The 11995-nt window shown below is 62.5% G+C and carries 13 protein-coding genes; 7 read left to right on the forward strand and 6 right to left on the reverse strand.

The genetic code is table 11. From position 1 onward, the window contains the following. Positions 1 to 199 precede the first annotated feature (199 nt). Positions 200 to 1426 (reverse strand): terminase family protein, encoded by a 1227-nt coding sequence (locus ASD32_RS20580; protein WP_060639954.1) that lies wholly within the window; start codon positions 1424 to 1426, stop codon positions 200 to 202. 326 nt (positions 1427 to 1752) lie between these two features. Next, the gene (locus tag ASD32_RS20585) at positions 1753 to 2376 is read right to left on the reverse strand and encodes a hypothetical protein (protein ID WP_060639927.1); all 624 of its coding nucleotides are present in this window, start codon (positions 2374 to 2376) and stop codon (positions 1753 to 1755) included. Positions 2377 to 2711: 335 nt separating this feature from the next. Here ASD32_RS20585 and ASD32_RS20590 point away from each other — a divergent pair, with 335 nt between their 5' ends. Beyond that, the gene (locus ASD32_RS20590) at positions 2712 to 3050 is read left to right on the forward strand and encodes an MmcQ/YjbR family DNA-binding protein (protein ID WP_060639928.1); all 339 of its coding nucleotides are present in this window, start codon (positions 2712 to 2714) and stop codon (positions 3048 to 3050) included. A 3-nt stretch (positions 3051 to 3053) separates the two neighbouring features. Here the strand turns inward: ASD32_RS20590 and ASD32_RS20595 are convergent, their stop codons facing one another. Beyond that, entirely contained in the window at positions 3054 to 3521 is a 468-nt protein-coding gene (locus ASD32_RS20595) for a YcgN family cysteine cluster protein (protein WP_060639929.1), read from the reverse strand. Between the two features lie 329 nt (positions 3522 to 3850). Between ASD32_RS20595 and ASD32_RS20600 the strand changes: the two genes are divergently transcribed. The 3 genes from ASD32_RS20600 (at position 3851) to ASD32_RS20610 (ending at position 7397) form a co-directional block, all read left to right on the forward strand. After that, positions 3851 to 6022 carry a transglycosylase domain-containing protein gene (locus ASD32_RS20600; RefSeq protein ID WP_156383273.1) on the forward strand — a complete coding sequence of 724 codons (2172 nt, stop codon included), beginning with the start codon at positions 3851 to 3853 and terminating at the stop codon, positions 6020 to 6022. Between the two features lie 249 nt (positions 6023 to 6271). After that, on the forward strand, positions 6272 to 6859 hold the full coding sequence (locus tag ASD32_RS20605) for a DUF1214 domain-containing protein (RefSeq protein ID WP_060639931.1): 588 nt from the start codon (positions 6272 to 6274) through the stop codon (positions 6857 to 6859). Beyond that, on the forward strand, positions 6852 to 7397 hold the full coding sequence (locus tag ASD32_RS20610) for a hypothetical protein (RefSeq protein ID WP_060639932.1): 546 nt from the start codon (positions 6852 to 6854) through the stop codon (positions 7395 to 7397). Before ASD32_RS20605 ends, ASD32_RS20610 begins: the two co-directional genes overlap by 8 nt. A gap of 140 nt (positions 7398 to 7537) precedes the next feature. Here the strand turns inward: ASD32_RS20610 and ASD32_RS20615 are convergent, their stop codons facing one another. Both ASD32_RS20615 and ASD32_RS20620 read right to left on the reverse strand, forming a co-directional pair. Further along, positions 7538 to 7720: a hypothetical protein gene (locus ASD32_RS20615; RefSeq protein ID WP_060639933.1), complete on the reverse strand. Its 183-nt coding sequence runs from the start codon at positions 7718 to 7720 to the stop codon at positions 7538 to 7540. Between the two features lie 406 nt (positions 7721 to 8126). Continuing rightward, complete coding sequence (locus tag ASD32_RS20620; protein ID WP_060639934.1) at positions 8127 to 8414, reverse strand: hypothetical protein; 288 nt, start codon at positions 8412 to 8414, stop codon at positions 8127 to 8129. 367 nt (positions 8415 to 8781) lie between these two features. Between ASD32_RS20620 and ASD32_RS20625 the strand changes: the two genes are divergently transcribed. The 3 genes from ASD32_RS20625 to ASD32_RS20635 all read left to right on the forward strand — a co-directional run bounded on the left by ASD32_RS20625 (position 8782) and on the right by ASD32_RS20635 (position 11566). After that, positions 8782 to 9558: an SH3 domain-containing protein gene (locus ASD32_RS20625; RefSeq protein ID WP_060639935.1), complete on the forward strand. Its 777-nt coding sequence runs from the start codon at positions 8782 to 8784 to the stop codon at positions 9556 to 9558. Between the two features lie 289 nt (positions 9559 to 9847). Then, the gene (locus tag ASD32_RS20630) at positions 9848 to 10138 is read left to right on the forward strand and encodes a hypothetical protein (protein WP_060639936.1); all 291 of its coding nucleotides are present in this window, start codon (positions 9848 to 9850) and stop codon (positions 10136 to 10138) included. A gap of 306 nt (positions 10139 to 10444) precedes the next feature. Continuing rightward, positions 10445 to 11566: a DUF2336 domain-containing protein gene (locus ASD32_RS20635; protein ID WP_082546847.1), complete on the forward strand. Its 1122-nt coding sequence runs from the start codon at positions 10445 to 10447 to the stop codon at positions 11564 to 11566. A 12-nt stretch (positions 11567 to 11578) separates the two neighbouring features. On the opposite strand, the gene ASD32_RS20640 is transcribed toward ASD32_RS20635, so the two are convergent. Continuing rightward, positions 11579 to 11926 carry a DUF1491 family protein gene (locus ASD32_RS20640; protein WP_060639938.1) on the reverse strand — a complete coding sequence of 116 codons (348 nt, stop codon included), beginning with the start codon at positions 11924 to 11926 and terminating at the stop codon, positions 11579 to 11581. Between the last annotated feature and the right edge of the window lie 69 nt (positions 11927 to 11995).

Raw genomic sequence — 11995 nt, forward strand, 5'->3', positions numbered from 1 at the left:
GCCCAGCCAAATGTGTAAAGCATGTCTCCGAACACCTGTCAGGGATGTCTCCGGGCTTTACACCCTCGAGGGGGAGGGTCGGAGCAAAGCTCCGGGGTGGGGTGACAGCCCAGAATTCGTGGTTCCCTTCCAGCACTCGTGGCCCCGCCAAAAGCACGCGGCCCCGCCAAAACCTCTTGCCCCCAAAGCCCGCGCCCCCTCATATCCCCCGCACCCGCGGCTCGCCGCCACCGTCCAGCATCAGCGCCGTCAGCGCCCAGACCAGCGCATCCAGCCGGTCCGGCGAACGGCCCGACGACAATCCGTCCGGCCCGAAATCACACATCTGGTCCTCGAGCGCTGGAAACGATCCGGCATGCACCACCCGGCCCTGCTCGTAGAGCGCGGCCACCGGTTCTGCCCGCAGCCATTTGCCCCGCGATGCCCTGACCTGCGTCACCGGCAGTTGCGCATCGATGCCGCGCAGCACCGCCGACACCATGTCGCCGCCCTGGTTGACCTCGGCGACGATCCGGTCTGCATCGAACCGCCTATAGGCGCGAACAACAGCACCCGCCCATCCGGCCGGACTTGCGCCCTCGACCGAGCAATCGGACAGCACGACGCCGCGTCCGCTCCGGTCCAGCCCCGCCACGATGATGCCGCAACAGGAGCCCTGCCCCATGCCGGCCGGCGGATCGACGGCCACGACAATGCGGTTAAGCGGTCCGGTATCGCGCAGTTTCAAAGCCTCGATGGCGGCGCGCGACCAGAGCGCGTCCTCGCGGTCCTCGATCATCTCGCCGTCAAGTTCCTGGCGCCCCAGCCGCGTGCCGCCGTAGCGTCCGGCCATGGCGGCGAGAAATCCCGGCGCCAGGTTACCGGCATTGTCGCTGGTTCTGATCCGGCACGTCCTCGTGCCGGGATCGGCGATCAGCGCTTTGAGAACCGGCACCGGCCGTGGCGTCGTCGTCACCAGCGCGCGCGGATGATGCCCGAGCCGCAGCGCAAATTGCAGCATGTCGAAGGTTTCCTGCCCGTGTTTCCATTTGCCCAGCTCGTCGCACCAGGCATAGTCGAATTGCGGCCCACGCAGGCTTTCGGGGTCTTCGGAGGAAAAGATCTGCGCCACCGTGCCGTTCGGCCAGACCAGCCGCCGCCGCGAAGCCTCGAAATCCGGCCGGTTGCTGCGGGCAATCCGGCAGATGCCGGACACGCCGTCGATCATCACCTCGCGCGCATCCCCCAGCGTCTCGGCCACCAGCGCGATCCGCAATCCCGGCCGCGCTGCCTTGCCGGCCGCCAGGCCCTGCACCCATTCCGAGCCCGCCCGCGTCTTGCCGGACCCGCGCCCGCCCATCAAAAGCCAGACCCGCCAATCGCCATTTGGCGGCCTTTGTTCGTCCCGGCCAGTCGTGTTCCAGTCGCGGATATAGGCCGCAAGCATGAAAAACCGCGCGCTGCGGGTCGCCCCGGCTGCAGCGGAAAGCTCCCCGTCCAGACCGTTGCCGCCGCTGCCGGACCGGCAATCCGTACTGGACGTCTCTCCAGCCCCATCCGGCCCAGCCCCATCTGGCCCAGCCCCATCCGGCATCGCCGCTCCGCCAACGGGTGCGTTCGCATCGTGCGCAAATCCCTGCACAGCTGCGGCTGGCGGAGCAAAATCCCTGGCCTCCAGCGCCTCCTGTTTCCCGGCATCCGCAGCACTGCCCGTTTCATTCATCAAGATGCTGGTCGCTTTCGCGTTCTTCGCTCGCAGCGCATTCACGCGGTTCAGACAGAGATCGCGCTTGAGCGTTCTTTTCCATCTGGCGCAGGACAGCCTTCGCCGCCTGGCGATCCGCGCGGGGCTGTACCGTCGCTCGTGGCTCCTGCGCCACAAGCAGCAGGGCCGCCGGGCCCGCCGCTGGCACTATATTTGGCGAAGAGCTCCCGTGCCCGCCGTTCAACGCGCTGATCGACTTCCGCAACGAACGCGTTGTAGCTGGCCTCGTCGAAGGTGGTCTCTGCCAGTGTCTGCCGGTCATGCGCAATCGTCCTTTGCAGGCTGTCGATCTTTTCCAGCGTCCGCACGATCACCGACATCGCCTCGATGCTCGCCTTGGCGTCCGCCTGGATCAGCTTGCGGTCGATCTCAACGCCTGCAGCGTCCGCCCTGTCATCGGAAAGCCGCCGCAGCTTTTGAAACTGCAGCATCTGCTCGCGCAGCTCCTGCGTCATGGCGTTCAGCATGTCCTGCAGCGCATCGAGCGGCGACACGGCCTGCGCCTTGGTCTCCAGGATCACCCGCCGGGCAATATCCTCAAGTTCCGCATCCTCCTCAACGCCCCCACAATAAACCGGCGCCTTCGGCCACAGGCCAAACAGCGCCGGATCGAAATCCAGCTCAAACGCCATAACCATGTCCTTGAATCGAACCCTCCCCTTGAGGGGGAGGGTCGGAGCAACGCTCCGGGGTGGGGTGACCCCACAAAAACAAATCTCAGACTGAAGCAGTAAAACCAACAGTCTGCCTCCCTCTTCTCCCCCACGGGGAGAAGGTGCCCGAAGGGCGGATGAGGGGGCCACACGCCCAGAATCCCCCGGAACACCCACCGAAGCATCCCGCTTAACCCAGTTTTCCGACTGTGCCATAACCCTATCAAACGACCGTCACGCCGTCAAGGATTATTTTCCTACTAGGATTATTTTCCCGAATTTGCGCTATCCGGGATGCGTGTTACACTTTCGAAATGAGAACCGAGGACCTGGAAAAGCGGGCTTTGGGCCTGCCCGGCGCCGTTGAGAGCGCTCATTTCGGCAAGCGCGATTTTCGCGTCGGCAACCGCATCTTCATGTCGCTTCCGGAAGCCGGCCGCGCCGTCGTCAAATTCACGCCGGACCAGCAGAAACTCTTCCTGGAAACCGAACCTGGCCTGTGTGCCGCCGTTCCCGGCGGCTGGGGCGCAAAGGGCTGGACCTCGGTCTATTTCATGGACGCCGACGATGATATCGTCTGCCATGTGATGGACACCGCCTGGCGCAATGTCGCGCCAAAAACTCTTTTGAAATCAACAGTTTTAGCGCAGTAGTCCTTAGCGTTCTGAGTGCTCGCCCACCGTCAGCGGCCAGGTCACCAGATAATCCTCCAGCTCTTCCACATCCACATCGTCTTCCGATACCGTGCGTCCGCGCACCGAAATCCCCGCCTGGTGCACGGTCTCCGGATCGCCCGAGACCAGCGGATGCCACCAGTAGAGGTCGATCCCGTCGCGCACCAGCCGGTAGCCGCAGGTCGGCGGCAGCCAGCTGAGCGTCGCCACCTCGTCCGGCGTCAGCTGGATACAGTCCGGCACCGTCGCCTGCCGGTTGGGATAGTCCCGGCAGCGGCAGCTCTCGCCGTCGAGCAGCGTGCAGCCGACATTGGTCCAGGCGATTTCGCCCGTGTCCCAGTCTTCCAGCTTGTTGAGACAACAGAGCCCGCAACCGTCGCAGAGGCTTTCCCACTCGGCGCCCGTCATCTCGGCCAGCGTTTTTGTCTTCCAGAAGGGCTGTTCGCCCATGCGCTTTATTCTTCCATCTGTTGGATTTCGGCGACAATTTTACAAAACATTGCCGGTTTTTTAAGGCTCATTATCGATATCGGCGTAGAATAGAAACCCGGCCCATGCAAATATCGGCCCTGCATAAATCCTGAAACCGAAACCGGTTTAAGGATAAAATCATGCAGCCGGTATAAAACGCTGCAGCGAACCTCACTGCGCCGTAGGATGCATGGCGCTGTAGAACTTGAAGCCACCAGGATGCGATCGCGTTGCAGGATCCAAGCCAAAAAGACAGCCCGAACCCGGAAAACGGCGCGCCTGCGGACACCAGTCCGAGAAAGCGCCATATCCTGTTGCGCATCGATTCGTGGATCGATTCCACCGTCTGGAATGCCGGTTTCCGGCTCGGCGTCTGGTGGGAGGATATCACCATCTTCTTCCGCCGCTTTCGCGTACGCGGCTGGAAAAGGGCGGTTTTCGAGGTGCTCGGCGAAGGCATGACCTGGGGCACCGCCGGTGCCGTGCTGATGCTGGCGCTTGCCCTTCCCGCCTTTGAAGACACCAAGGGAAACTGGCGGGCGCAGAGCGATTTCGCCGTCACGTTCCTGGATCGCTACGGCAACGAGATCGGCCATCGCGGCATCATCCACGAGGATTCCGTGCCGATCGACGAGCTGCCGGATACGCTGGTCAAGGCGGTGCTGGCAACGGAAGACCGCCGCTTCTTCGATCACTACGGCATCGATTTCCTGGGCCTGACCCGCGCCATGACCATCAATGCGCGCGCCGGCGGCGTCGTCCAGGGCGGCTCGACGCTCACCCAGCAGCTGGCGAAAAACCTGTTCCTGTCGAACGAGCGCACCATCGAGCGCAAGATCAAGGAAGCCTTCCTTGCCGTCTGGCTGGAATGCAACCTGTCGAAAAAGGAAATCCTGCGGCTTTACCTCGACCGCGCCTATATGGGCGGCGGCACGTTCGGGGCGGCGGCGGCGTCGCAATTCTATTTCGGCAAGAACATCACCGATATCAACCTGGCGGAAAGCGCCATGCTCGCCGGCCTGTTCAAGGCGCCGGCCCGTTATGCCCCGCATGTCAACCTTCCCGCCGCCCGCGCCCGCGCCAACGAGGTCTTGACCAACCTCGTTCAGAGCGGCCTGATGACCGAGGGACAGGTGATCGCCGCGCGCCTCAACCCGGCCACGGTCATCGACCGTGCCGAAGTCAGCGCCCCCGATTTCTTCCTCGACTGGGCCTTCGATGAAACCCGGCGCATCGCCACCCCCTTTGCCCAGCATTCGCTGATCGTGCGCACCACCATCGACATGGGCCTACAGCAGGCAGCGGAAGAATCGGTGGAATCGAGCCTGCGGCAATATGGCGAGACCTACAAGGTCAAGCAGGGCGCCATGGTGATGATCGAAAATGGCGGTCCGGTGCGCGCCATGGTCGGCGGCCGCGATTACGGCGAAAGCCAGTTCAACCGCGCCACCAAGGCGCTGCGCCAGCCGGGCTCCTCGTTCAAGGTATACACCTATACGGCGGCCATGGAAAAGGGCCTGAAGCCGCAATCGACCATCAGCGACGCGCCGATCACCTGGCGCGGCTGGTCGCCGCAGAACTATTCCAAGGGCAGCTATTCCGGCCGCGTCACCCTTTTGACGGCGATTGCCAAGTCGATCAACACCGTGCCGGTGCGCCTGGCCAAGGATACGCTGGGCACGGAAGTCATCGCCGAAACAGCCAAAAAGATGGGCGTCGAAACCCCGATCCGCACCGACAAGACCATGCCCTTGGGCACATCCGAGGTCACGGTCATGGACCAGGCCACCGCCTATGCCGTCTTCCCGGCCGGCGGCCTGCAATCGCGCCGCCACGGGATCAGCCAGATCCTCAATTACGACGGCGACATTCTCTATGATTTCAATCGCGACGAACCGCCTGCCCAGCGCGTCGTCAGCGAACAGGCCAATGCCTCGATGAACTATATGCTGACCCAGATCCCGATCATCGGCACGGCGCGCAAGGCAGCGCTCGACAACGGCATTGTCGCCGGCGGCAAGACCGGCACGACGCAGGCCTATCGCGATGCCTGGTTCGTCGGCTTCACCGGCGATTACACCACCGCCGTCTGGTTCGGTAACGACGACTATACCTCGACCAACAACATGACGGGCGGTTCGCTGCCCGCCATGACGTTCAAGCGCCTGATGGACTATGCCGAACAGGGCATCGACCACCGCGCCATCCCCGGTATCGACAATCCGCTGCCGGGCCCGGATACAAAGAAGAAGCAACCCGAAACAGCCGCCGCAAAAACCACGGACGACAATACGCTGCCGCCCCTGGTGCGCCCGCGCTCGCTCTCTTCGGACGTCACCCGCCTGTTGAAATCGATCGGCGAAACCTTCGACACCGCCCCCGCCCTCAAAATTCCGCCAGAAGCCCCCGGCAAACTCGCCGAAATCGACCCGCAACCCACCGGCGACATCGTCAAGGGAGGCCGCGATGCACGGCAGTGATGCTTCCGTTGCCACGGCGATGGCCACTCTCCTGCTCAGTCGCCCCCCTCTGTCCCTCCGGGACATCTCCCCATCAAGGGGGGAGATCAGCCGAACCTTCCGCATCCCATCATCCGTAAGGCGGGCAACAGAGCGCATGGCAATCTCCCCCCTTGCGGGGGAGATGTCCCGGAGGGACAGAGGGGGGTACTCAACCCAGAACGCTTCGCATCGCGTCCCTTCCTTCCCCCAGCAGTCCCGGTAAAGCCCTTGTTCCGCATCCCCCTCCTCGTCGCCCTTGCCCTTGCCGTCGCCTTTGGCGCCGGTATTGCGTCGAGCGTTTCCGCCTTGAAAGCCACGGTCGGCTTTGGCGCGATTGCGCTTGGGCCCTGGGTTGCCTTTCCCGAGGCGCAGACGGAGAATACCGACCCTTATGCCAAGGCGCACCGGGCGCGCGCCGGCAAGCTGCTCTATGGCGGCGCCGAAGGCCTGCAATTCACCGCAGCCATCGACAGCAACGGGCAAAAACTGTCTTCCGATTGCACCTATGATATTGACGGCATCACGCCGCCTGCCCGCTTCTGGACGCTTTACGCGACCCATGCCAATGATCAGCCGATGAAAACCGGGGCGGAACTGCCGGCGGCAACCAATGCCTGGACGGTGCTGCGCAAGCCCGACAGTTCCTTCGTCATCCATGTCTCGCCGGTGGCCCAGCCCGGCAACTGGCTGGCCACCCGCCGCGTCGGCGCCTTCAAGCTGGTTTTGACGCTGCTCGATACCCCGACCGCCGGCTCGTCCGGGCTGATCGATCTGACCATGCCGAAGATCGTCAGGACGGGGTGCACCGATGCGTAGTGCGCTTTTTGCCATCCTGGTGGGTCTTTTCGGGGCAGCCCTGCTGCATATCGTCATCATTCTCGCCCTGCCGAATTTTACCGGCAGGGATGCCTATAGCCGGGTGCTTGGCCTCTATGAGATGGACAGCTTCTTCCCGCTCGCAACCGAGCCGGGAGCGACCGGGCTTGCCAATGACGATCCATTCCTGCGGGTTGCCGTCTGCGGATTTTCGGTCGATGGCGGGCCAGCCCGCTTTATCGCGAAAGGCTCCGTGCCGTTCTGGTCGGTCGCCATATACGATGCCAATTCCAACGAAATTTTCTCCATGAACGACCATACGGCCGTCAACGGCAATCTCGATCTTGTCATGGCGACGCCGATCCAGCTTATCGATCTGCGAAAGACACCCGCTGCAAGCCTTGCCCAGTCGATCCTGGTATCGATGCCGGACGAGGAAGGCTACGCCGTCCTTCGCGCGCTGGCACCCACCGATAGCTATGAGGAAACCGTGCGAAACTTCCTCGCTGAATCCAGCTGTGAACCATTCCGGCGGTAGTTTTGATAGGCGGTAGCGGCCAGTGAAATTGGCCGCGAGTCAGAACTTTTCAATTCAAAATGAAATTTCAACGCGCCATATTGTCAGGTGCCGTGATTAAGACAGGCCACTCAAACGCCGCAATCGGGCGCTGACAAATATCAATGCTTCTTTGCCCTGCCCGGAGCCGGTTTCGCAGGCAAGTCGCCCGGATGACCGTCCAGCCGCTCGTAGCGGATGCCGGTAAACAACAGGATGACCGCCTTGCTGGGGGCAATCGGCCCCATCGACGGTTTCGGCGGCGCCCGCACGAGGCGGTCCTCCAGTCTGATCACTTCTGCCATGCTCGTCTCCAAAAATGCTTGAGACGGATGAACTACCGTACTGATTTCACCCTGCCCGCTCAGCGGGCTGGCGCGTCCCCTGGCCGTCCGGCCTTGGGCATCTGCGCCGTTCTCGTTGCTCCTTCTTCCGGGATTCCGGATGTCCTGCCAGTCACGCTGCATGCTGCCATGCAAGTCAGCCCGATTGAGCCATACGATAGTTAACAGCTCCTTAACGGTCAAAGCGTCAACTTACGTAAAATCAGTCATTTTAACAGTAAAACCCAAAAATGGCTGAGATATGAGAAGTAAATCCCCAAACACAAATGTCCGGCGCAGAGCGCCAGACATTTGTTCCCGGCTTTGCAGGAACCACTATAGAAGAGCGCGAGCGCCCCGATGTAACGGAGGGAACTTGCCCGGTGGCTTAACGCCGTGCGAGAAGACCGATCACGAAGGAAACGCCGGCAATCGCCAGCAAAGTCGAAACCGGTTCGTCGCGAATGCGGTCACGCAGCCGCTCCGTCAGCACCTCGACCTCGGATGCCGCAACCGCCTTGGCACTGCTGCCGATCGCGGATACGGAGTCGGTCAGCCGGGAAATCTCGGCGCGCAGTTCCGCGAGTTGGTTTTCGAGATCGGCCTTTGCAGTGCTTGCTTCGATCTCGGCGACGTTGGCATCGCTCGGCACAGCTGAGAATTTGTTTTCGACCATGGTCAGGGCTCCTGTTTGAATGCTGCCTCAACGCCCCAATGCCAATTTGGTTCCTTAAAAAACCGACGTCGATCCCGCTGGCCTTCTGGTTTTTTACCGCTCATCAGGATCATTTAAATCTGTGAATCACCCATCCTGTTCCGCCGCCATTCATAATGCTGCGAGACGGTGGAACGATGCCGCTCATCTTCGCGTTACCGCAGGTAAAAGGGCACAACCGCACCTCAAAAAAGACACAAAAACAACGGTGTCTGAAGGAAACCGCGCCTGACATCCGCCCGAGCCCTGCGCGATGTGATGAGCCGGATTGGATAGGGATGGAAAACCGATGACGACATCGCGACACTACTCACGGAAATCCGCATTGATGGCAATCGGCGCAACAGTCGCTGCTGTCCTGCTGCCGGCCGTTGCCCAGGCCGCACAAGGCTTCTCGACAGCCAATGTCAATATGCGCTCAGGCCCCAGCACCCGTTACCCCGCCGTGACGGTCATTCCCGTCGGCACCTCGCTGGAAATCCACGGCTGCCTTGCCGACACGCCCTGGTGCGACGTGTCGTTCTACAATGGCCGTGGCTGGGTGGCTGGCCGTTATGTCCAGGCCCAGTACCAGCAGCGCCGCGTCTATGTCGAACCCGACTATTACGGTTCGCTCGGCATTCCGCTGGTCACCTTTGAGCTCGGAAACTATTGGGACCGCAACTATCGCAACCGCGACTTCTACCGCGAACGGGATTATTACCGCCGCGACAGGGACCGCGACCGGGACCGCTACAATCAGAACCGCCCACGGCGTGACTACAACACCTATGAGCGCCCGCGCTACAACAACAATGACGGCATCGTCATCGAGCGCCCCGGCCGGGATCGTGATCGCGACAGGGAACGTATCGAGCGGCGCCGCGACGACAATGCCCGCCAGTTCGATAACGACCAGAACAACCGGCGCGACCGCGACCGCGAGCGGATCGAACGCCGCAACGACAGCACCGGGCAGCAGTTTGACCGTCCCCGCAACCGCGAGCGCAGCAATGACGGCCAGTTCGACAGACGCGACAACAACCGGCAGGACGCCGGCCGCAACAACGACCGCGCCCGCGACATCCGTCCCCGCTGCCTGGCTGACGGCAGCAACTGCAACTGAGGCAGTTGCAACACTCGATCGACAGATGAAACGGGCGGCACAAGCCGCCCGCTCAGACTGGTGACAAGGCTGTTGTCGGACAACTCCGCAGCCCGCTTTTGAAATTCAGCGGGTTGCCAAATTCCCCTCATCCCCACCCTTGTGGCGAGGATGAGGGAGAGCGGGGGCAGCACCCGATAAACAGCCCGATGCTCTTCGCCACTGCTCCGGCACGATAAAGCACGCGATAGTCGCCATCACGGAACAAAATCATCGCGCAGGGGTTGTTCTCCATAGACGGGAGAACAGCATGTTTCAAAGTCCTCAACAGCACAGCACCAGCGAAGGCCGCCGCAAACAATGTGTGCGCAGTCTTTCCCCCGCCATTGCCCTCATTGTGGACAAAGCCCAGATGGCCGGATGGAGCCGCGAAGAGGTGTTGATTGCGATTGCCGATGCGGCCGATCAGCAGCTGGCCGATCTTACCGGAACGGCGATGACGACAGTCGGCGGCCATGCCGATCCGATGACCGACATCCTGGATGAACCTGTGCAAAAGCGCCTGAGCATGCCCGCAAGCGGTGCGTTTCTTCTCGGTTAAACGGAATATTAACCACGTCGTTCTACTCTCACAGCATCATTCAGCCATGATCGGCAGGGTCGGCATCGCTTGGGCCGGTACTCATGTTTTCAGCGCCTTAGCGTCGATCATACGGGTCACGTCAGCGGCGTTTAAAGACGCCTCTTCCGTCCATGTCTGAACTTTCGCCACCCTTGCGGACGTCTGCACAGCGTGCATGTCCACAATTGGGACAGTGTGTTTTGCGTGTGAGTGGGTGTATCCGTGGCGGACCGGTTTCGGGAGTTGGAAAGACCGCAGACAGGGCGGCTGAAGGACGTGGTCCTGATGGCGACCGTGACGGGTTTTGAAGGACTGCGCCATCCCCGCCGCACCGACCTCAAGCAATTTTCCGAACTGTTCGATCCGCTGTTTTCCGCCTCCAGCGACGAGGCCCGCCGCCAGGCTGCCGCCGCCCTCTCCCAGTGCCCGCATGTGCCGCCGTCGGTGGCGCTGCAGATCGGCAATGCGCCGATTTCCATTGCCGCGATCTTCCTCACCCGTTCAACCTCGATCGACGATACGACGCTGCTCAAGGTGATCCGCGCCCAGGGCCAGGCGCACGCCACCGCCATTGCCCGCCGCGACAATCTCTCCGTTCATGTGGTCGATGCCCTTGTCGAGCGCCGCCAGACAGCCACCGCCCCGGCAATGACCGTCACGCCCCCGGCAGTGACGTCCAACGCCCCGGCAGCCACCGTCGCGGCACCCGCAATGACAGCCGCGCCCACGCCGTCGCGCCTGGCAAACGCTGCCTCCGCAGAAAGAGCCCCTGTGGCACCATCCGCCACCGCACGCTCCGGTGACGTGCCGCTTGAGCGCCCGCCGCAGGCGCGTGCTGACGACATGACGACGGCAAAGCTGCTGCGCGAGGAAAAACTGCGCGGCGACCTGAAATCGCTCGCCCGCATCCCCCAGAAGGCCGCACCGGCGCTGCCGGTGATCGAGCCTTTGGACGTGCTACACGAGGCCCTGCTCGTCCGGTTCGCCCGCTCCGGCGAGGCCAATCTGTTTGCCGCAAGTCTTGCAGCAGCACTGCGCTCGAGCCCGGACCTTGGCGAGCGGATCGTGCTCGACATATCCGGCCAGCAGCTTGCCACCACCTTGATCGCGCTCGACATGCACGCCGATGACAGCCTGTTCGTGCTTTGCGCCTTCTATCCTGACTTGAGCGAGCGTCTTGGCGGGGCGACACGCGGCGAAGCGCTGCTTGCGTCGCTCACTGCCGAAACCTGCCGCATCCGCGTCCAGGCCTGGCTGCAGTCGGACCAGAAGGATGGAACCGCAGCCGGACATCAGGCCTACCTGTCACCGGACCGGGCCAACGATCCCCGCCAGACGGCATCGCGCCCCGATGCAAGCCGCACCGCTGCCGATCCCCAGTCGAAACGAAGTCTTCCCGGCCGCTGAGCTTTGCGCCGTTCAGTCCGGTTTTTCGGCCGTCACGTCGAACAGATCGCCGCGCGCATCCACCTCGATCTCCACCACCCAGCAATCCGGATCGAACCGGATTTCGCGGGCAAGGGCCGCATCGACCGCCTCGGCTTCGGCATTCTCCAGCCGGGTCTCGAACAGCCGGCCGGGAGCCGGATCGTCGAAAAAACTCTGCGGTGCCGGCCCATAGAGCGTTTCGGTGCCAAGCCTGGACCGTTGCCGGATGAAGATCGCGCCGGCTTCGCCCGCCCCCTTGCGCAGGACGGCCGCATAGCTGCCCAGGCCAAAAACCCGGCGAACGAGGGCGGAGACGAAGATTTCGGATTTCAGGCGCATGCATGGCTGATACACCGGGCGGAGCGACGGCGCAAACCGCTGTCTCCGTCAAACGTTGTGCGGTGATCG

The organism is Rhizobium sp. Root483D2, assembly GCF_001426685.1.
Classification (GTDB): Bacteria; Pseudomonadota; Alphaproteobacteria; order Rhizobiales; family Rhizobiaceae; genus Pararhizobium; species Pararhizobium qamdonense.

Excerpts from the sequence above, each read along its gene's own strand:
- ASD32_RS20580 (WP_060639954.1), bottom strand. The coding sequence starts at position 1,426 with ATGCTTGCGGCCTATATCCGCGACTGGAACACGACTGGCCGGGACGAA.
- ASD32_RS20585 (WP_060639927.1), bottom strand. The coding sequence starts at position 2,376 with ATGGCGTTTGAGCTGGATTTCGATCCGGCGCTGTTTGGCCTGTGGCCG.
- ASD32_RS20590 (WP_060639928.1), top strand. The coding sequence starts at position 2,712 with ATGAGAACCGAGGACCTGGAAAAGCGGGCTTTGGGCCTGCCCGGCGCC.
- ASD32_RS20595 (WP_060639929.1), bottom strand. The coding sequence starts at position 3,521 with ATGGGCGAACAGCCCTTCTGGAAGACAAAAACGCTGGCCGAGATGACG.
- ASD32_RS20610 (WP_060639932.1), top strand. The coding sequence starts at position 6,852 with ATGCGTAGTGCGCTTTTTGCCATCCTGGTGGGTCTTTTCGGGGCAGCC.
- ASD32_RS20615 (WP_060639933.1), bottom strand. The coding sequence starts at position 7,720 with ATGGCAGAAGTGATCAGACTGGAGGACCGCCTCGTGCGGGCGCCGCCG.
- ASD32_RS20620 (WP_060639934.1), bottom strand. The coding sequence starts at position 8,414 with ATGGTCGAAAACAAATTCTCAGCTGTGCCGAGCGATGCCAACGTCGCC.
- ASD32_RS20625 (WP_060639935.1), top strand. The coding sequence starts at position 8,782 with ATGGCAATCGGCGCAACAGTCGCTGCTGTCCTGCTGCCGGCCGTTGCC.
- ASD32_RS20630 (WP_060639936.1), top strand. The coding sequence starts at position 9,848 with ATGTTTCAAAGTCCTCAACAGCACAGCACCAGCGAAGGCCGCCGCAAA.
- ASD32_RS20635 (WP_082546847.1), top strand. The coding sequence starts at position 10,445 with ATGGCGACCGTGACGGGTTTTGAAGGACTGCGCCATCCCCGCCGCACC.
- ASD32_RS20640 (WP_060639938.1), bottom strand. The coding sequence starts at position 11,926 with ATGCGCCTGAAATCCGAAATCTTCGTCTCCGCCCTCGTTCGCCGGGTT.